General features: G+C 52.9%; 19 protein-coding genes. 8 read left to right on the plus strand and 11 right to left on the minus strand.

Annotation, left to right across the window (positions count from 1 at the left end; genetic code table 11):
- Positions 1–208: 208 nt before the first annotated feature.
- Positions 209–736 carry a single-stranded DNA-binding protein SSB1 gene (gene ssb1 / locus C3708_RS19705; protein WP_095280345.1) on the plus strand — a complete coding sequence of 176 codons (528 nt, stop codon included), beginning with the start codon at positions 209–211 and terminating at the stop codon, positions 734–736.
- A 116-nt stretch (positions 737–852) separates the two neighbouring features.
- Here the strand turns inward: ssb1 and C3708_RS19710 are convergent, their stop codons facing one another.
- The 4 genes from C3708_RS19710 to C3708_RS19725 all read right to left on the minus strand — a co-directional run bounded on the left by C3708_RS19710 (position 853) and on the right by C3708_RS19725 (position 5,317).
- Entirely contained in the window at positions 853–2,286 is a 1,434-nt protein-coding gene (locus C3708_RS19710) for an EAL domain-containing protein (RefSeq protein WP_158251376.1), read from the minus strand.
- A 144-nt stretch (positions 2,287–2,430) separates the two neighbouring features.
- Complete coding sequence (locus C3708_RS19715) at positions 2,431–3,192, minus strand: EAL domain-containing protein (RefSeq protein ID WP_103950043.1); 762 nt, start codon at positions 3,190–3,192, stop codon at positions 2,431–2,433.
- A 78-nt stretch (positions 3,193–3,270) separates the two neighbouring features.
- A complete protein-coding gene (locus C3708_RS19720) occupies positions 3,271–4,776 on the minus strand; it encodes a sensor domain-containing diguanylate cyclase (RefSeq protein WP_103950044.1) in 1,506 nt (501 codons plus the stop codon).
- Positions 4,777–5,065: 289 nt separating this feature from the next.
- Positions 5,066–5,317 carry a hypothetical protein gene (locus tag C3708_RS19725; protein ID WP_095280349.1) on the minus strand — a complete coding sequence of 84 codons (252 nt, stop codon included), beginning with the start codon at positions 5,315–5,317 and terminating at the stop codon, positions 5,066–5,068.
- A gap of 169 nt (positions 5,318–5,486) precedes the next feature.
- On the opposite strand from C3708_RS19725, the gene C3708_RS19730 reads away from it, so the two are divergent.
- Complete coding sequence (locus C3708_RS19730) at positions 5,487–6,479, plus strand: lysozyme inhibitor LprI family protein (RefSeq protein WP_103950045.1); 993 nt, start codon at positions 5,487–5,489, stop codon at positions 6,477–6,479.
- A gap of 635 nt (positions 6,480–7,114) precedes the next feature.
- Here the strand turns inward: C3708_RS19730 and C3708_RS19735 are convergent.
- The 7 genes from C3708_RS19735 to C3708_RS19765 are packed head-to-tail and all read right to left on the minus strand — an operon-like array spanning position 7,115 to position 13,398.
- On the minus strand, positions 7,115–9,211 hold the full coding sequence (locus tag C3708_RS19735) for a flagellar biosynthesis protein FlhA (RefSeq protein WP_103950046.1): 2,097 nt from the start codon (positions 9,209–9,211) through the stop codon (positions 7,115–7,117).
- A complete protein-coding gene (gene flhB / locus C3708_RS19740; protein WP_370446905.1) occupies positions 9,198–10,334 on the minus strand; it encodes a flagellar biosynthesis protein FlhB in 1,137 nt (378 codons plus the stop codon). The genes C3708_RS19735 and flhB overlap by 14 nt, the downstream gene beginning before the upstream one ends.
- Entirely contained in the window at positions 10,331–11,104 is a 774-nt protein-coding gene (gene fliR, locus C3708_RS19745; protein WP_095280353.1) for a flagellar biosynthetic protein FliR, read from the minus strand. Before fliR ends, flhB begins: the two co-directional genes overlap by 4 nt.
- A gap of 6 nt (positions 11,105–11,110) precedes the next feature.
- Positions 11,111–11,383: a flagellar biosynthesis protein FliQ gene (gene fliQ, locus C3708_RS19750; protein ID WP_095280354.1), complete on the minus strand. Its 273-nt coding sequence runs from the start codon at positions 11,381–11,383 to the stop codon at positions 11,111–11,113.
- Positions 11,384–11,385: 2 nt separating this feature from the next.
- The gene (gene fliP / locus C3708_RS19755; protein ID WP_095280355.1) at positions 11,386–12,126 is read right to left on the minus strand and encodes a flagellar type III secretion system pore protein FliP; all 741 of its coding nucleotides are present in this window, start codon (positions 12,124–12,126) and stop codon (positions 11,386–11,388) included.
- A complete protein-coding gene (locus C3708_RS19760; RefSeq protein WP_103950047.1) occupies positions 12,123–12,524 on the minus strand; it encodes a FliM/FliN family flagellar motor switch protein in 402 nt (133 codons plus the stop codon). Before C3708_RS19760 ends, fliP begins: the two co-directional genes overlap by 4 nt.
- Positions 12,517–13,398 (minus strand): FliM/FliN family flagellar motor switch protein, encoded by an 882-nt coding sequence (locus C3708_RS19765; RefSeq protein ID WP_103950048.1) that lies wholly within the window; start codon positions 13,396–13,398, stop codon positions 12,517–12,519. Before C3708_RS19765 ends, C3708_RS19760 begins: the two co-directional genes overlap by 8 nt.
- A 485-nt stretch (positions 13,399–13,883) precedes the next feature.
- On the opposite strand from C3708_RS19765, the gene C3708_RS19770 reads away from it, so the two are divergent.
- The 6 genes from C3708_RS19770 to fliI are packed head-to-tail and all read left to right on the plus strand — an operon-like array spanning position 13,884 to position 20,067.
- The gene (locus C3708_RS19770; RefSeq protein WP_095280358.1) at positions 13,884–14,915 is read left to right on the plus strand and encodes a sigma-54-dependent Fis family transcriptional regulator; all 1,032 of its coding nucleotides are present in this window, start codon (positions 13,884–13,886) and stop codon (positions 14,913–14,915) included.
- A gap of 20 nt (positions 14,916–14,935) precedes the next feature.
- Positions 14,936–15,310, plus strand: coding sequence for a flagellar hook-basal body complex protein FliE (gene fliE / locus C3708_RS19775; protein WP_095280359.1), 375 nt, complete (start codon positions 14,936–14,938; stop codon positions 15,308–15,310).
- Between the two features lie 10 nt (positions 15,311–15,320).
- The gene (gene fliF, locus C3708_RS19780; protein WP_103950049.1) at positions 15,321–17,003 is read left to right on the plus strand and encodes a flagellar basal-body MS-ring/collar protein FliF; all 1,683 of its coding nucleotides are present in this window, start codon (positions 15,321–15,323) and stop codon (positions 17,001–17,003) included.
- Positions 16,972–18,006, plus strand: coding sequence for a flagellar motor switch protein FliG (locus C3708_RS19785; protein ID WP_103950050.1), 1,035 nt, complete (start codon positions 16,972–16,974; stop codon positions 18,004–18,006). The genes fliF and C3708_RS19785 overlap by 32 nt, the downstream gene beginning before the upstream one ends.
- Before the next feature lie 2 nt (positions 18,007–18,008).
- On the plus strand, positions 18,009–18,755 hold the full coding sequence (gene fliH / locus C3708_RS19790; protein WP_095280362.1) for a flagellar assembly protein FliH: 747 nt from the start codon (positions 18,009–18,011) through the stop codon (positions 18,753–18,755).
- Complete coding sequence (gene fliI / locus C3708_RS19795) at positions 18,748–20,067, plus strand: flagellar protein export ATPase FliI (RefSeq protein WP_103950051.1); 1,320 nt, start codon at positions 18,748–18,750, stop codon at positions 20,065–20,067. Before fliH ends, fliI begins: the two co-directional genes overlap by 8 nt.
- Positions 20,068–20,070: the final 3 nt, after the last annotated feature.

The raw sequence follows: 20,070 nt of genomic DNA on the forward strand, positions 1-20,070 counted from the left end.
TGAAGGACAAACGGCAGAAACGGCTAATTATGACACAATCCGACCTGTTTGAATATACAGTATTGGAATGCAGCTTCTGATTTAATGTGCAACAATGTTTAGTGAGCGTGAGTTCTGTGGAATCACTGTCGCAGCTATCAAAATGTGACGTGGAAATGGTACACTCGCGCGCTTACACTATTAAGAAACGTATTCAGGAGACACGATCATGGCCAGCAGAGGCGTAAACAAGGTGATTCTCGTCGGTAATCTGGGCCAGGACCCGGAAGTACGCTACATGCCGAGTGGTGGCGCAGTTGCCAACATTACGCTGGCTACTTCCGAATCCTGGCGTGATAAAGCGACCGGTGAGACAAAAGAGCAGACTGAATGGCACCGCGTTGTGCTGTTCGGCAAACTGGCAGAAGTGGCCGGTGAATATCTGCGTAAAGGTTCCCAGGTGTATATCGAAGGTCAGCTTCGTACCCGTAAATGGACCGATCAGTCCGGTGCAGAGAAGTACACCACCGAAGTCGTGGTCAACGTTGGTGGCACCATGCAGATGCTGGGTGGCCGTCAGGGCGGTGGCGCACCAGCGGGTGGCGGTCAGCAGCAGCAGGGTAGCTGGGGTCAGCCTCAGCAGCCTCAGGGCGGCAACCAGTTCAGCGGCGGCGCGCAGTCTCGTCCGCAGCAGCAGTCTGCCCCGGCACCGTCTAACGAACCACCAATGGATTTCGACGACGATATTCCATTCTGATGTGGTTTTGCCCACGGGTCTACAACACCGCATTGTGTGTGGTTTTGTAGGCCGGGTAAGGCGAAGCCGCCACCCGGCAACCAACAACGCAAAAGCCCCTCATGGGGCTTTTTGTTTTATCTCGCCGCGTAATGTCGTAAAAACGTCGCGAAATCCCCAAACGCGAGCGGTTTAGAAAAGTAGTACCCCTGCAAACAGTCGATCTGGTTCGCCTTCAGATACTCCACCTGATAGTCATACTCCACGCCCTCTGCGGTGGTGAGGATGTTCATCCGTTTCGCCATATCAATCACGCAGTCGATCAGCGGCGTCGCCACATCCAGGGAAATTTGCCGGACAAACATTCTGTCGATTTTGATACTGTCGGGGCGGAGGTTGGAGATAAACGCCAGGTTGGAAAACCCGGTGCCGAAATCATCCAGCGCAATCTTGATCCCGCGCGTTTTAATGTGCGTAATCTTGCGCGTCATCGCCTCGCTGATATCAATGTTTTCGCGCTCGGTAATTTCAAACACCAGCGTAACGCCGAGAGCGGCAAACACCGGGGCCCAGTTATCGACAAACGCATCGAATGCGTCGTCCGCCAGATGGCTGTAGCTGATATTGAGATTCAGGTTAAAGCCTGGTGCCAGTGCGATGACGCCCTGCTGTAAATCATCGACCACCTGCTCAAGCAAACTCTCCGTCAAATCGATAATCAGTGCCGTGCGTTCCGCGACCGGAATAAACACGTCCGGTGGCACAAAACCCAGCTCTTCATGATTCCAGCGCGCGAGGATCTCGGCCCCAGAAATAATATTGGTATGGGCGCAAATGAGCGGCTGATAATGCGGATGGATTTGATGCAGCCGGATGGCGTTCGCTAGCTGGGTGTAAAGCGAGTGACGGCGCGTGGCAAGCAGCCAGACGACGCTTGCCATGATAAGCGACATGGCGAGGATAAAACTGATGGAAATCCACGATCTGGCCATAGCATTTACCGCTTTACCTGGCTGGGGCTGTTCCCATGCCAGCGTGTAAAGTGATGAATTGGCAGGATACAAAGTATAACCGCTAAAGTGCGGTGAGCTAAGCGGGGTTGCCGACAGTCCGGCTGCGGTCAGGGTTTTACCGGAGACTTCAAGTGCGAGTTGTCTTCCTGATGTACTGCTTCTGAGGACGTCCAGTAAATAGCGTATATCAGACGCGACGAAGACATCGCCTTGCGGCAGGGACGTTTTAAAGGAAATAACCTCAATATCCGGTGAGCTTACCGCCTGTGACATCCATATTTTTTCCCCACTGCTGATAATGTGCTGAACATCAGCATGTTTATTGGCCAGTAACGAAGAGCAAGAAATGTGCTTATTATTCACGATGTTAATAGAATAAATATGCATATATCGTCCGGGGATCATATTCAGCTCTTTTTCCACCGTAAAATCGCAGACTTTCCCGATTAAACCGGCAGCGTGTTGCGTGGCAGAATGAGCATCGTTAATAAAACTGTCCAGAATATTTTGTAGATGATGTGCCTCGCGCTCGATATTTTTTTGGTTATTATTTTGCATGCTGACCAGAGCAATGGCCGCAGTAACAATAAACGTCAGTACAAAGGTGATACCTGAGGCGACAACCCTGTTCTTTTTTGTTCTTAGAAGATATTGCTGATACATAGGGTTATTTCTTATGTTTTTGCCAGGCGAGGCAGCCTGTTAGTGTTCAGGCTGCATATACTCTTGATGGAAACTTTCTTTACTGATGGGACGCGAGAAGAGAAAACCTTGCCCGTATTTCACGCCGTGGCGCAGCATAGTGGATACGTGGGTATAGTTCTCCACGCCTTCGATAATGACATCAATATCAATTTCATTGATGTACTCCAGCAGCAAAAATGTCTTATCGATATTCGCCGGTGCAAGGCAACTTCTGTCCAGCTTAATATAGTCCGTTATCCAGATGGCAAGCCGGGCCTGCAGCGTATCCAGACAGTTAATACCGTCCCATGCGAGATTAATTCCGGCTTTGCTCAGCTGTTCGAGGTTTTGACTCACGGCATCTTCAGGTTGCTCGACGCTATCGGTAATTTCAAAAATAAAGTTACGCGGCGGGAGATGGTTTTGTTGCAGCAGACTCATTGCGCGCGATGCAAAATCGGCATCGTTCAACTGTACTTGCGAAATATTAAGTGTAAACAGCTGGTTTTCTCGCATAGCTTGCGGCTGCGCGGCGATAAATTTAAACGCCTGAGCCATAAGATAGTCGCCCATCGGCAATATTCCGCCCGTCTCTTCGAGTTGGCTGATAAAAAGATTGGGTGGCACAATATTGCGCCGATGGGTGCCACGTACCAGGACTTCGCCGCCGATGCAGGCGAAACGCGAGAGATCAAAAATAGGTTGAATGACAAAATCGATGCCAGCATCGAGCCTGTTTTTTTCGACACACTGAACCACGAAATGTGTACTTTTTTCCATGCCAGCCTCATAGCCATAACGTTACCCTTCAAAACGACACAAAGGGCGTCAGACTTAAACGTTGAGGCAATATTACTGCTAGCTCGCCAGGATTCTGTTTTTGCCGCTTTTTTTGGCCTGATACAGCAGCCGATCGGCTTTCGCAACCACATCAGAAAGAGAGTCACCCCCCATTTTGCAAATTCCGGCGCTGAAGGAAACGCGTAAATCGGATTCACGGAAGCTGCGAGTATTCAGCGAAATGCGCCATTTTTCGAGATAGCTCTGTGCTTTTTCCTGCGAGATGTCCTGGAACAGCACGGCGATCTCCTCGCCGCCGTAGCGGTAGAGCGTGATATTTTCCAGCCCGCGCAGGCGAAGCCCCAGTTCCGCGGTAGCTTTGAGCACCACGTCGCCGACCGTATGGCCCCAGGTATCATTGATAATTTTAAAATTGTCGATATCGATCATGGCGATATGAGTATTAGGCAGCGCGTTATAGTGTTCCGCGTCCGTATCAAAGGCGCGGCGATTTGCCAGCCCCGTCAGGCCATCGGTGAGGGCGTCCTGGGAAATCTTTTCCTGGCGCTGCTGTGCGCTGTGGATCTCATCAAAAAGCAGCTCTTCGACGGCAGTCTGCTTGATCGACCCATTCCTGATCCCATTAGTAATACGCATATAAATCGTATTCAGCGCCGCGCGAAGCGCCCACCAGCAAAATAGCAGGATCACTTGCGTCAGCACCATTCCATAAAGAACTTTGATGCTGCCATGTCGCACCAGCTGTTTCATCTCACTTTCGGCGACTTCCTGCACCACAAACCACTCCTGAGGCCCGATCGTGCGGTAAAAATAGTAAAACCCGTTGCGGTAAAAGTCTCCGCGAAATGCGCTTGCGTTGCTGGCAATGGCCTTTAGCGTGCTGTCAGCAATCTTGTAGCCTGGGCTAATCACCATCTGCCCGTCTTTGGTCATCACAAAGGTACGGCTTTTCATCGGTGGATAGGTAGAGTTGAGGATCTCTTCGCTTTTTTCGACGTCAAGGTTGATCGCCAGCACGCCGTTGTTTGAACCATCCATCCCGTTAATGACAGGAAGTGAAATCGTCAGGACGCGTTCTTTGCCGGTGAAAATATCCTTCGTCACGCTGTAGTGTGCGCTATCGGTATCCTCTACCGCGATGGTGAACCACGGCTCTTTGCGCGGGTCCCAGGTTGCCCCTTTTTCCTGATGGGATTCGAGATGCGGCAGGCGAATGAAGTGGCCGTCATTATCGGCATGAATAATCGATACCGCATCTGGCATGATGCGCAGACGTTCAATCAGCCAGTTACGCAGTGTTAAATCGTCATTTTCGTTCGGGTTAAATTTATGCTGATCCGCAGCGGTGCGGGCCATTTCATTGACGATATTTTCATAGCCGCTGAGGTATTTATTAAAAAACAGTGTGACGTTATTGATATAGAGTCGGTTTTGTCGTTTACAGGACTCTTTTATATCAGCCCATTGCGCAAGTGTGATCAGGAAACAGACGATAACCAGGGTAAAAGACAGCGCTGAAAAACAGATATTCAGCGGTCTTCTGAAGTTCAAGCTCGTGATCACCGATTACTCCGGGACATAGTGAATATTTTGGATATGAGGTGTGAACGAAAATCCATCTAGCAAACAATAAATTAACATTAACAATGGATGTTTTGAGGATCGTACCTTCTCGATTTTTAATTGTCAAAGCCGATCGAATAATGATTATCGATCGATTAAAGCAATCGAGCAAATGTCTTAAAAATATAATGCTGGGTTATTTTTCAGCACGGAAGAATTGTGGGTGAGGGGAAATTTTATTACCTTATTCGGAAATAAAATTTCCTCACAAAAAATAATAACGACGCGATTATTCGTTCTTTAAATCATATTCAATAAGCTTCCAGTTAACAGGATAACCATTCTGCCAGGGCATAGTGTCGCCTTTTTTAACATTTACCACGTTGGTAACAGCCGGATTATCAATTTGCCAGTAACCGCTTTGCGGACAGGCATTCCCGCTAGAACGTTTGATACCTAATGGGCTTCGGGAAGCGTCTGTTTGTGAACCATAGGCTGCAACTGTAGCCATGGTGAGATTGCTGCTATCAATTTTCATCATTAAGCGTCCATAATTTATACATCCCCTCTTTTAATGCGACAAATTACAAACAGAACTTAACACTTCATTTTCATTCATTATTCATATAGTTATCGTGAATGAGTTTATATTGCAAAGCACTGAGCCATTCGCCACAATAGCCCTATTATTGGATGAAAGTTGAACAACTATGACCTCTCGCTTTTGCCGTTTTCTGTTTCTCCTCACGTTATTATTTAGCGCCAGCGCTATGGCTGTGAACTGCCAGAGGGCGGTAACCCCGCTGGAAAATACAATCTGTAATAATGATAACCTCCACTGGCTCGATAGCACTTTGTCTGTGGTCTATCAGCAAGCCATTCACGAGGAAGGTCTGGAAGGAAACGACAAAGAGTATCGCGAGTGGGAAAAACTGTTAGAAAAATGCACCAGTGATACCTGTATTGAACGCGCGTACTACGCCGGGATCAGCGCGCTGGCTGATACCAACCGCGATTTCAAATGGGAAGGCAAATGGTGGAACATGCGGGCACCCAATATGAGCGGCGGGGTGATCCAGTTTAGCCGTAGCGCCAAATGGAGTGAGACTCTGGATATTCGCGCATGGGCTGGTTTGAACAAAGACGAATTTACCGCTGAGGCACGTAAGCTTTACGGGATGTTGGTGGTGGAGCGGGTGGTGGACACCAGCAACTGTAAGCTGCTGGTGATCCCTAAAAAGAACGGCTCGCTTCAGGTTTACAGTAACGCCGACTGGGGCTGTCGCATGTCGATGCCGCCAGGTGTTTTCCTTGATGGCGCTTATCAGATGGCAGAAAGCGATCCCCGACCAAAAGCGACGCTGCTCTCACTCGGGATTTTCCCGGATGCGACGCTCGACGACAAATTCCGTGCGCTGGTGGGTGATGACTACCAAAGCTTTGTTAACAGTGCCAACGTTTATATTTATCAGGATGATATCGACAATATTGGTGCCCGCGTGATTTCGATGTGGGTGCAAGGTTCGGCGAACAAACGCACGGCCATCGTGATGTATACGCCAAAAGGTGAAATCTGGGCCGGACGCATTTCGCCTGCCAAAGAGGGTGGGCTGATGTTCAGCTACTACAGCACCGATGGCAGCGATCAGCGCAAAATGCCGCGTACGCTGGCGGGATGGAAATTGCGGTTTTTGGATGAGTAAGGGGAGTGGTTGCTTGGCCGAGTTAGCCAAGCACTTTATGGGAACAGTGGAATTGTTCCGTTCACTACCGGTTCTCTGCTTCTTGTCTGTTTCTCTGCGGTGAACGTGTTAAGGGGGCTATCGCCGCCCCCTTAACAATCCCGGCTCCCGGCAAAGAAAATCGCCGCTTCGCGGTGCCTTTGTCTTATTCCTTCCGGCTGACGGGGACGGGCGCAGGTAACATCCCTGTAAGTCGCGCCCTCGACGCACATCCCTGTGCGTCGCCCCTACCTCCAGTCAACGCCTCAGCGATTTTCTGCCGGACTCACGATCCCTCCGACTCCTTTGCTGTCTGAATGTGGCACCGGTGTTGGTCCCCGTGGAAATCGGCGAACCGGAGGCCGGATGGCAAGGGCTGGACGCCAGGGATGGCGGCCAGAGGCGAAACGAGACAGGAAGTCGAGTCGAGCCGACCGCAGGCAGTAGGCCGGGAGGAGAGCGCAGTGCGTAGCACCGATTTCATGGCGGGGCGCGGGGATTGATAAGGGGGCCGCGCAGCCCCCTTATCACGTTCACAGGTTATGGAGTGATTATATTCTGCGGAACATAAGGTGAACGGAACAAACTCTGATGCTTACCCGATCACAGACCACCCACTACGACAATGTCCCCACAATCGTCAAATCACTGTCATCCGGCACTTCGTTATACGACAGCACATTCAGATTGCTGGCAAACAGTCTCCCATAGCGCGAAATCAGCGGTCGCAGCTGCGGTGTCACCAACAGCAGCGGCGGCATCCCTTTCGCTTTCATCTGTTCCTGAATGATCGGCATCGTGTTCTGTAATTGCGTCAGAATGTTCGGGTCGACCGGGAAGCTATCCAGCGCAACTTTTCCGCTCTGCTGTGACAGATTCAATGCCCCAAGGAGCATATTCTCCAGCGCATTATCGATGGTGTAAGCCGACAGCTTCTGCCGGTCGCCATTGATGTTATGAATAATTGCGCGACGTAGCGCGTAACGCACGTCAGATGTCAGCAAGATCGGATCTTTGGTCACCGCTGAGCTTTCCAGCAGCGTCGAGGCGATGGTCACGATATCCTTCAGCGACACCTGCTCCAGCAGCAGCTGGCGGTAGATCCGCAGCAGCAGGCTAAAGTTGAGGGCGTTCGACAGATCCTCCGCCAGCTTCGGTGCTTGTTGCGCCAGGCGGGAGTGCAGATGGGTAATGTCATCATAGTTGAACAATTCCGGCAGATGCTCGCGTGCCACTTTGTTGACGTGTGTCGCCACCACGCTGGCGCAATCCACCACCTGATATCCCAGATTCAGCGCTTTGGCTTTTTGTTCCGCGTCGATCCAGACGATCGCCATGCCGTACGCCGGATCTGTATCCAGCACGCCGTCGATTTCGCCGTACAGTTCGGTTCCTGGAATTGCCATCAGTTTTTCGGCATACACTTCCGCCAGCGCGGTGCGGATGCCGTTGATATAAATCGCATATTGCGCAGGTTTCAGGCGGAAGTTTTCACGGATACGAATCTCTGGCAACAGCACGCCGCACTGTTCGGACACCACCTGGCGCACGCCGCGAATACGCTGCGAGAGCGGGCTGCCCTTGGCGGAATCAATCAGCGTCACCAGTTTGTAACCCAGATTCAGGCCAATCGGCTCCACCAGCGGAATGCTTTCCCAGTTAATCGCAGGGGCAACGTCCTGACCGAGCGCGTCGGTGATCGCTTCGTAATCCGTCTCTTCTTCGGCGGGTTTAACCACTTTGCTCTGCCGCCAGGCGGCAAACAGCAGTAAACCGGTGAAACACAGAAACGCGATGTGCGGCATACCCGGAACAATCGCCAGAATAAACATGACGAATGCGGCGGTGTAGAGCACATGCGGTTTGGCGAGCAGCTGGGTTTTGATCTCATCGCTAACATCATCGCCGTCGCTGACGCGTGTCACGATGATCGCCGCGGCGGTCGCCAGCAGCAGGGAAGGGATCTGCGCCGCCAGGCCATCACCGATGGTCAGCAGAACGTACTGCTGGAACGCGTGGCCGGCATCGAGATCGTATTTGAAAATACCAATACAGATTCCGCCGATGACGTTGATCACCAGCACCATAATCCCGGCGATGGCGTCACCACGGACAAACTTCGAGGCACCGTCCATCGCGCCGTAGAAATCGGCCTCTTTCGACACCTCTTTACGCCGATCTCTCGCCTGTTTCTGGTTAATCAGCCCCGCATTGAGGTCGGCGTCTATCGCCATCTGCTTGCCGGGCAGAGCATCGAGGGTAAAGCGCGCCGAGACTTCAGAAATACGCTCAGCACCTTTTGTGACCACCACAAAGTTGATAATCATCAGGATGATGAATACCACAAAGCCGACGACGAAATCGCCGCCGATGACGACCTGTCCGAATGCCTCGATAACTTTACCGGCAGCGCCTTCTCCCTCGTGACCGTGCAGTAACACCACGCGCGTGGAGGCGACGTTGAGCGTCAATCGCATCAGCGTAGTGATCAGCAGGAGCGTCGGGAACACCGCAAAATCGAGCGGGCGCTGCATGTTCACCGCCACCAGCAGGACCGTCACGGCCAGCACGATGTTGAAGGTGAACAAAATATCCAGCATCAGCGGGGACAACGGCAACATCACCATCGCCAGCACGCTGAGCAGTAATATCGGTACGCCTATGCGGCCCTGACGGAGAATGGCAAGCATCTGCTGCGACTTACTGTTCGCCATGAGTTTTTAATACCTCTTTTGGAAGGGTGATCTGCCTGTTCAGGCTCGGTTTGGCCTCAAGCTGGCCGGTGCGCCAGGATTTGAGCTGCATGACGTAGGTCAGCACGTGCGCAATAGCGCGAAAAAGCTGGGCCGGGATTTGCTGATTCACGCGCGTGGAGTGATACACCGCACGCGCCAGCGGCGGAAATTCCACCACTTCTATCTGGTGCTGACTCGCCACTTCACGGATGTAGAGCGCGATATCGTCAATCCCTTTTGCCACGATGTACGGGGCTTCCGCTTTGTTGGGATCGTATTTCAGCGCCACCGCAAAGTGTGTTGGGTTGGTGATGATCACGTCCGCTTCCGGAACGGTGCGGTTAATCTGTCCCATTGCCATCTGGCGCTGAAGCTGACGGATGCGCCCCTTAATCTGCGGGTTCCCGTCGTTATTTTTGTACTCTTCCTTCACCTCTTGCTTGGTCATGCGCATTTTTTTTGTGAACATGAATTTGGTGAGCGGCACGTCGAGCAGGGCAAAAATCACTATCACTGAAATAAAGTAGATCAGGACATGGTGATAAATGCCGAAACCGGCGTGGATCGCCTGGTTCAGGTTAAGTTTTTGCAAATGCAGAAGCGGATTCAACGAGCTGTGAACCATTGAGTACAGCACTGCCAGAATGACCCCACATTTGAGCAGCATCTTGCCCACTTCGACAAAATGACTGGCGGCAAACATGCGCTTTACGCCGCTGATGGGGCTGATTTTTTTGAAATCTGGCTTCAGTTTCGACAGCGTAAAAATCCAGCCGCCGGGGATCAGGCTCGCCACAATACAGGCCAGTGGAATCGGCGCGAGCGTGGCGATAAAGCGCAGGATCACCGAGACGTTGAGCATCAGGAACTGGCTCAGCGCGCCGCTATCGTCCAGCCGTCCTGCCATCATGCCCACGGAGGTAAATGACTCGGTAATCAGCCGCTGGTAATAGGGAAAAAAGCTGCTCAGCGTGATAAACGAGGTCAGCAATCCCACTGCCATAGTTAAATCTTTCGAGCGCGGCAGATCGCCCTTTTCCCGCGCTTTGCGCAGTTTCTGGGGGGTAGGTTTTTCGCTCTTATCTCCGCCCTGGGCCATCAGTGGCTCCTTACGGCTTCGAGCCTGGCCAGAATTTCAGTGGTCAGGTTGAGATAGTGATCGGGAATATTAGTCATCATCATCGAAATACAGAGCAGGCCAAACAACATGCTGATCGGAAAACCCAGCGAGAACAGGTTCAGCGTGGGGGAAATGCGGTTCAGCAGGCCGAATCCGCCCTGCACAATCAGCATCACGAAGGTAGTGGGAAGGGCGATTAACGTCGCGGCAGACATTATCCAGCCCAGGCTTTGCACGATTAATAATAATGTTGGCTTATTAATCGCCTGGCCAATAGGCCACCAGACAAAGCCTTTAAACAGGATGGTTACCACCAGCAAATGCCCGTCCATAATGAAAAACAGCAGGCCGCAAAAGGTGTAAATAATCTGCGAAATCACGGTGGTCGAACTGCCGTTAACCGGGTCGTTCATCATCGCCATCCCGAGTCCCATATTCATCGACAGAATATGTCCGGCGGTTTGTAGCGCGACAAACACCAGATGCATCGCCATGCCAAACAGCATGCCCCACAGCATTTGCTCACCGATGAGCAGAATGGTGCGCACCGACATCAACCCGGTAAGCATCACTTTTTCTGGCAACATCGGCGTAATAATCACCGCCAGCGCCAGGGAGATCGCGGCTTTGATGCGTTTGCTGAAGGCGCGGTTATCCAGAACCGGACAAAAATGGATAAACGCCAGAATGCGGGTAAACGGCAGGACTAATGCCATTAGGGGATTAATCAGCGTGAGAATATCAATGCCCATCAGCCGTTAACCTACCAGCGCCGCCGCCTGGTGAAAGATGTTGACGGTAAAATCGACCAGCTGGGTCAGCATCCATTTGCCGCCCACGATCAATACCGCCAGCGTCACCAGCAGACGCGGCAGAAAGCTCAGGGTCTGTTCGTTAATTTGCGTGGTTGCCTGAAAAATACTGACGCACAGGCCGACAATCAGACTCGGAACGATCGCCACCGCCGAGATAATCAGCACCAGTTTGATGCCGCTCGCCATGATGTCACCGGCAATATCCATCGTGACCATCGCTATAGCCCTTGCACGCTGGAGGTGAGCGTTCCGACGATCAGCGTCCAGCCGTCACAGAGCACAAACAGCATCAGCTTGAACGGCAGCGACACAATCAGTGGCGACAGCATCATCATCCCCATTGCCATCAGAATACTGGCGACAATCAGGTCGATGACCAGGAACGGGATGTAAATCATAAAGCCGATCTGGAAGGCGGTTTTCAGCTCACTCAGCAGATACGCGGGTGTCACTACCGTCAGATCTTGCTCGCGCGGATCGCCCGACACTTTGGCAATATCCATCATCTGCGCCATCGCTTTGTTGCTGGTTTGTGCCAGCATGTAGTTCTTCAGCGGCGTTTCCGCTTTGCCGAATGCCTGTTTCATGGTGATTTCGTCATTCTGAAACGGCACGATGGCTTCATCGTAAATCTTGGTCCACACCGGGCGCATCACCAGCAGCGTCAGGGCCAGCGCAATACCGGTGAGGATTTTATTCGGCGGACTTTGCTGCAACCCTAGCGCCTGGCGCAAAATCGCCAGCACGATAATAAAGCGCGTAAAGCAGGTCATCATCAGCATCATGACCGGCAGCAGACCCAGCAGGGTCATCATGATCAGGATTTCAATTTTGACGTTGTAATCCTGACCGCCGCCGGTATTGGCCGAACTAAAGAGCGTGATATCGCCGTTGGCCGCCAACAGTTGCGGAGAGAACAGCAGTCCGGCGAACAGCAGTACGCGAAGCAACGGTTTCATCGCGTCAGTTCACCCAGTTCTTTGCTGTTGAACTCAAGAATGCGCAGGCCGTACTTGTCGTTCAACACCACCGCTTCGGCTTTGCCAAACAGAATGCCGTTCACTTTGATGTCCAGCGCTTCGCCCGCCATTTTATCCAGCTCAATCACTGAATCGTGATTGACGGTCATCAGGTCGGCTAGCGAAATCTCGACGGAGGCCACTTCCAGCGTCAGCGTGACGGGAATACGGCTAAACAGCGCCATTTTGCGCAGGTCGTCGATGTCGTTCACGCTCGCAGGCTCTTCCTGAATATCGAGGCGGATATTGCCCTCGACTGTCTCGTCGCGCGGCATATCGCCGAGGTTGAGATCGCTGAAATCCAGGGACTGGCTCAATTCTTGTTGCAGATCACTCATAAGGCTTCTCGATGGTTCTGTCGTTAAATCCACAGAGGAATAACTTGCTGTGGTCTTCGGCGATGTTGGCGTCAAAAATCTGCTCTTTCCCGATATACACAGGAACGGGATCGTTGATGCTCATAGGGATAATGTCGCCCGGCTTAATATTTGCCAGTTGAGCGACGGTTAAATTCAGGCTCGCCACTTTGCCGCTGAGCTTCAGCGGCAGGCTGTAAAACAGCCGCTCGAGTTGCGAACGATCCGGCGCGGTTTTTCGGCCTGTGACGCTATCCGTTAAGGGGTCGCGCATCTTCAACAGCAGTTGATCGACATGCTGGGTATCAAATAGCAGCGTAAAACTGCCGTGCTCATATCCTTCGAGACTAAAAGTGACGCACCATGCCCACTGATTAATAATGGTGGTGTTATCGCTTTTTATTTCCAGGTCCTGGCCGAAGGTGTCTTTATCAATCAGCAAACGCGTCAAATCCAGCCCGATTTTTGTTTTCAGGCGATCTTCTGTTTTTGTTATCGGTTGGCTGGTATCCGGCAGAATATTGCCGCTCTCTTTCCCCAGTCCGTAATAGTCGTGGAGAATCTGCAGTAATAAAGAACGTTCAATGCTAAAGGCAATAGAACCAAAAGGTGTTGAAAATACCTGAGTGTTTTTATGCGTCTGATCGATGCCAAATGTCATTGACTCCAGCGCGACATTCACCCGCAGTTTCTTAAGAAAATAAATGCTCAGGCGCGAATCAAAGATATCGAAGCTGTCATTCATCATCTTAGGTAATTTATGCCAGGGGCGACCAAGCTTGCTCACATCGAGCTTCACCATGTCGGGAATCGCCTGACGTTGGTAGATTCTGATTCGCTGAGGAGCTGCTTGCATAGTTCTTCCGCATAAAAGAATGATCGGCGTTAAGGGTTATGGATAAAACAAAAACGCAAATCGGTTCTAAAAAAATTTAAGTTTACTAAAACTGTGTCGCTCTGAGTTATCAGGAGACAAAACCCATCAAGGATAATTCCAGACGCACACTGTTTTATTAGGGACAAGAATTAGACTCTTTTTAGCCGTTCTGTACAAGATTGGCTGGCTTATTAATTCGTTATTTATGGGGTGATTAATAAGATTAATATTTTTTGTAAATACATGATATTTATAGATTAATACTTTAATACTCATTAAAAACAAGACATCTTACCTGACGCCGATATACTGCGCTTCAGTCATCAAATTCGGCGTTTGCAGGTATTCGGTGACTTTCGTAACCCAAATCGAACTTATGCATTTATAAATATCCACGCCCTGTGGCGGAATATCTGTGCAGCAGTTTCAGGTTAATGAATTTATTAAATTGTTGGTGAGTTGTTATGAGTATTGTTATTGAACATGAAGCCCGTAATGAAAATGGATTTGTTGCCAGCGCACCAGAAAGCGTAAATGTATTCTCATTAGCGCGCCGCGTGGCTAAATATAATGTATCGGTACTTATTACTGGCGAGACCGGGACAGGCAAAGAGTGTATTTCCCGCTATATCCATGAAAATGCATTAGGAGCGGATGCGCCTTATGTTGGCGTTAACTGCGCAGCTATTCCGGAAAGCATGCTTGAAGCAATTTTATTCGGTTACGAAAAAGGTGCATTTACCGGGGCCGTCACTGGCGTTGCGGGTAAATTCGAACAGGCGAACGGCGGGACATTATTGCTGGATGAAATCGGTGATATGCCTTTAGCCCTGCAGGCGAAATTATTACGCGTTTTGCAGGAGCAAGAAGTCGAGCGTCTGGGCAGCCATAAACGTATTCCTCTGGATATTCGCCTGGTCGCCTCCACCAATAAAGATTTACAGCAGGAAATTGCCGAAGGACGTTTTCGTCAGGATCTCTTTTACCGTATTTCAGTTGTTCCCATTCATATCACCCCGCTGCGCGAACGCCGCCAGGACATTATTCCTTTAGCGCTGCGTTTTATTGCCAAATATAAAGCTTTCCACAAAGGCAATATTCGCCTGACCGATGAAGCACGTCACGCTTTGCTGGCCTACGAGTGGCCGGGCAACGTGCGAGAGCTGGAAAACGTCATTCAGCGCGGCATGATTCTGAGCAACGGGGAAGAAATTACTGCCACCGATTTTGGCCTGCCGGTGATGATCCCCGCCGTTGAAATGCCTGACCTGGACGTGATGCCCGCTTACCGCGAGCAGCAGAGCGCGGCCTGCGCGATGAGCAACGTCAAGCTGCATGGCCGGATGGCGGAATTCCAGTACATCATCGAACTGCTAAAACGTCACAACGGTAACAAATCAAAAACGGCGGCTTTTTTGGGAATAACCCCGCGCGCGCTGCGCTATCGACTGGCGTCGATGCGTGAAGAAGGCATTGATGCCGGTTGCTATTCGTAACGGCATAAGGGACTAAACCAATGGACAAAATTACCGCTATCGGACTCCAGGCAAGCCAACAAGCTTTGCTTAATAAAATGCACAACACCGCTGCGATGGCCGCTTCTGGCGGAGTGAGTCAGGGGCAGATGATCGCCCCCGGCGCGTCGTTTCCTGAAGCGACGGGCGCAGGCAATCTCTCCTTCTCACAGGTGCTGAATAACGCCATCGATAATGTCGATGCGGTCCAGCACTCCGCAGGGGCAAAACAGAAAGCCATCGAAATGGGACAGAGCGACGATCTGGCCGGTGCGATGATCGAATCGCAAAAGGCCAGCGTGGCCTTCTCCGCCATGATGCAGGTTCGCAACAAACTCACCACTGCGCTCGACGAAGTGATGAATACTCCGCTGTAAGGTTTCCTCCGTGCTTAATAAGTTAAAAGAAAAGTTGTCCTCATTACCGCTTCCCACCGGACGGATAAAACCTCAGTGGCTGATTACCGCAGGCGGTTTGCTGCTGGTCGGGGCGATCGTCTTCTCCCTGTGGCGCAGCAATCAGGGCTATGTGGCGCTGTACGGCAGCCAGGAAAACATTCCGGTCGCGCAGGTGGTGGAAGTGCTGGGCGCCGAGGCGATTGCCTATCGCATTAATCCCGATAACGGCCAGATCCTGATCCCGGAAAACAAACTCCCGCGCGCGCGAATGGCGCTGGCGGCGAAGGGCATTACGGCGGTCACGCCGGAAGGCTACGAGCTGATGGACAAAGAAGAGATGCTCGGCAGCAGCCAGTTTGTCCAGAATGTCCGCTACAAGCGCAGTCTCGAAGGAGAACTGGCGCGCAGCATTATGGCGCTCGATCCGGTTGAAAGCGCGCGCGTGCATTTGGGTCTGAGCGAATCCAGCTCGTTTGTTATGACCAACAAACCGCAAAGCAGCGCCTCGGTGATGCTGCAACTGCGCTACGGCAAACATCTGGATGAAACGCAGGTGGCCGCTATCGTGCAGCTGGTCGCCGGAAGCGTGCCGGGAATGCAGGCTAACAGCGTGCGCGTGGTCGATCAGTCGGGCAATTTGCTGTCGGAAAACGGCCAGCAGGGCACCACCAATATGGCCAGCATCCGCCAGGGGCGCGATGTCATCGAGCGTATCAAACACGAAACCACCAGTAATATTGCCGGAATTTTGACGCCGCTGTTCGGCAGCGAAAACTACCGCATCAGCGTCTCGCCGTCCGTGGACACCAGCAGCATTGAAGAGACGCAGGAGCGCCTGGGCAAAGAGCCGTTGGTGAGCGACGAGAATATCTCCCGCGAAAACACCACCAACGAGCTGGCGATGGGTATTCCAGGTTCGCTCAGCAACCGCCCGGTCAATCCACCCGCAGCAGCGACTGCGCCAGCGAATGCGAATGCACAGCAGCAAACCACCCAAACCCAGACCAGCGATCCGCGCTCGCTCACTAACCGTACTCAGGAGCAGCGTAAGTTCGCCTTCGATCGCGATATTCGCCACATCCGCCATCCGGGTTACAAGCTGGAGAAACTCCGCGTGGCGGTGGCGCTGAACCAGGCCGCGCCGTCGCTTGCATCGATGACGCCGGAACAACTGGCCACCCTGACACGGCTGGTGGAAGACGCCGCCGGTATTGAAAAAGATCGCGGTGACTCCCTGACCCTGGACCGTCTGACCTTTGTTGATATGACCGGCGACGGCCTGCCGGTGCTGAAATGGTGGCAAGACCCGTCCATTCAGTACTGGGGACAAACGGGCGGCATCGGCCTTCTGGCGCTGTTAACCCTGCTGTTCGGCGTGCGCCCACTGGCACAACGTTTGGGTCGTCGCGAACCGATTGAGGCGGAAGCCATTGAAGCGAAAACGCAGGACGAGGTGCTGGAAAATAATCTGGTCACCACTGAAACCGGACTGACCGGCTTGCCAGGACCGGCGTTTAATCAGGATAGCGAGTTACCGCCACTCAGTTCTGGCCTTGAAACCAAGGTGGAATACCTGCAGATGCTGGCGGAAAACGAAACTGAACGTATGGCTGAAGTACTGAAACAATGGATCAACAGCAATGAGCGAACAGCTAATAAACAAGAGCAGTAAAGGCAGCGTTAAAAGTGGACGCAGCCGCCTGGAGCAGGCCGCCATTCTGTTGCTCAGCGTGGGCGAAGAAGCTGCGGCGAAACTGATGCAAAAGATGAACCGCGATGAGGTGATTTTGCTCAGCGACACGATGGCGCGTTTGCACGGCGTTAAGGTCGACCACGCACGCTATGCAATGAACAATTTCTTTGACGATTACCGCGAGCAAAGCGGTATCAACGGCGCATCGCGCAGCTATCTGCGCAGCATCCTTGAGAAAGGGCTGGGCGGCGAAATCGCCAGCAGCGTGATTAACGGCATCTACGGCGACGAAATTCGTCACCGAATGGCCCGTTTGCAATGGGTTGATGTGCCACAACTCGCGGCGCTGATTGAGCAAGAACACCTGCAGTTGCAGGCCGTTTTCCTCGCATTCCTGCCGCCGGACGTGGCGGCCAGCGTACTCAGCGCGCTGTCGGAAGAACGCCAGGACGAAATTGTCTGGCGCATTGCGCGTCTCGATGACGTCAACCGTGACGTCATCGACGAGCTGGATCGTCTGATCGAACGCGGCGTGGCAGTGCTGTCTGAACACGGCTCAAAAGTGGTTGGCATCAAACATGCCGCTAATATCGTTAACCGCATTCCGACCAACCAGCAGCAGTTGCTCGATCAGCTGCGCGAGCGTGATGCGGGCGTGGTGGATGAGCTGGAAGAAGAGATGTACGAATTCTTCATCCTGAGCCGCCAGACGCCAGCTACGCTCCAGCGCCTGATGGAAGAGATTGCCATTGAAGAGTGGGCGGTTGCGCTGAAAGGCACCGAGCCGGTATTGCGCCAGAGTATTTTCAACGTCATGCCGAAGCGCCAGGTGACGCTGCTGCAATCCACCACCACGCGTCTGGGGCCGGTTCCGGTGAGTCGCGTTGATCAGGTGCGTAAAGAGATCATGTCCACCGTTCGCCAACTGGCGGAAGAGGGTGAGATTCAGGTGCAGCTGTTTGCCGAACAGACCATGGAGTAACCATGTTTAAAAAGCACAGCTTACCGCTCAGTGCGCTGACTCAGACCCGTCAGGCGGTCATCAAACCGCGTCTGCACAAATTCCCGCCGCTGCGTAAACGCCGCGCGGCGCATAGCGTGGCAGACGATATTCCCGCAGCGGCTGACGGTGCGGCGGTGCAGGAACAGCTCCAGCAGGGATTCCGGGATGGCCTGAATCAGGGTTTTGCTCAGGGAATGGAAGAGGGCAAAGAAGAGGGTTATCAGGAAGGGCTGCGCCTCGGTTTTGACGAAGGTGTGCGTAAAGGGCGCTCGGAAGGCAAAACTCAGGCGCGTCAGCAGTTTCTCGATGCAGCGCACCCACTGGATGAAATTATCCAGTCGATGGAAACCTTTATGGCGGGCTACGAACAGCGCCGTCGCGAAGAGTTATTACAGCTGGTGGAAAAAGTTTCCCGTCAGGTGATCCGCTGTGAACTGACCCTGCATCCAACGCAAATTTTGACCCTGGTGGAGGAAGCGCTCAGCGCTTTGCCCCAGCAGCCCGAGCAGATCAATGTGATGCTCAACAGCGAGGAACATCGCCGGATCAGCGAAGCCGAGCCGGAGAAAGTGACGCAGTGGGGGCTGATGGCCGATCCCGAACTGGCACCCGGTGAATGCCGCGTGGTGACCAATACCACTGAGATGGACGTCGGCTGCCAGCACCGTCTGGACCAGTGCATGGACGTGCTGAAAGAGACGTTGCTGCCGGAATCGGGCCATGAGTAACACTGATTTCGCGCAGGTTTTGCGTTCCATCGACAACATCAACTTGGCTCGCGTGGCCGGACGCCTGGTGCGCGTGGCGGGCATTTTGCTGGAGTGCGTTGGCTGTCGACTCGCCGTTGGCCAACTGTGCCAGGTCGAAAGTGCCGAAGGCGAATTTATTGAAGCCCAGGTGGTCGGATTCGATCGCGATGTGACTTTTTTAATGCCCTTCAAACAGCCGTCTGGCCTGATGGCAGGCGCGCGTGTCTATCCGGCGGATAAACAGCAGGGCGTTTTGATTGGCGATCAGTGGCTTGGACGCGTGGTGAACGGCCTCGGTGAACCGATCGACGACAAAGGCAAGCTGTCCGGCGACACGGTGCTCCCGCAGCAACTGCCGCAGGTTCACCCCCTGCGCCGCCAGCCGGTCGCTGCGCCGCTCGACGTCGGCGTGCGGGCGATCAACGGCCTGCTGACTATCGGCAAAGGCCAGCGCGTGGGGCTGATGGCTGGGAGCGGTGTCGGCAAAAGCGTGCTGCTCGGGATGATCACCCGTTACACCCAGGCTGAAGTGGTGGTGGTCGGGCTTATCGGCGAGCGCGGTCGTGAAGTAAAAGAATTTATCGAACATTCGCTGGGCGAAGAGGGAAGACGTAAATCCGTGATTGTCGCCGCGCCTGCGGATGAATCGCCGCTGATGCGTATCAAGGCCACGGAGCTGTGCCACACCATCGCCAGCTACTACCGCGACAAGGGCAAAGACGTCCTGCTGCTGGTGGATTCCCTGACCCGTTACGCGATGGCGCAGCGTGAAATCGCCCTTTCACTGGGCGAACCACCTGCCACCAAAGGCTATCCGCCGTCAGCGTTTGGCATGATCCCGCGCCTTGTCGAAAGTGCGGGCAACAGCGAAAGCCACGGTTCGATGACCGCCATCTACACGGTGTTAGCCGAGGGCGATGACCAGCAGGACCCGATCGTCGACTGCGCCCGTGCGGTGCTCGACGGGCATATCGTTCTGTCGCGCCATCTGGCGGAAGCGGGCCACTATCCGGCCATCGACATCGGGCAATCCATCAGCCGCTGCATGAGCCAGGTGACGGAACGCGAGCATCAGCTTTCGGCGCGTACCCTCAAGCAGCTTTACGCCGAATATCAGAGCATCAAACCGTTGATTCCGCTCGGCGGATACGTCGTCGGTGCCGATCCGATGGCCGATAAAGCGGTGAACCTCGCCCCGGCCATTACCCGTTTTTTACAGCAAGAAGTGCAGGATGCGGCCCTGCTCGACAAAACCATCTCCGATCTCAACGTACTGGCGAAAGCAGGATAATTG

The sequence above is a fragment of the Lelliottia sp. 7254-16 genome (genome assembly GCF_002922995.1).
Classification (GTDB): Bacteria; Pseudomonadota; Gammaproteobacteria; order Enterobacterales; family Enterobacteriaceae; genus Enterobacter; species Enterobacter jeotgali.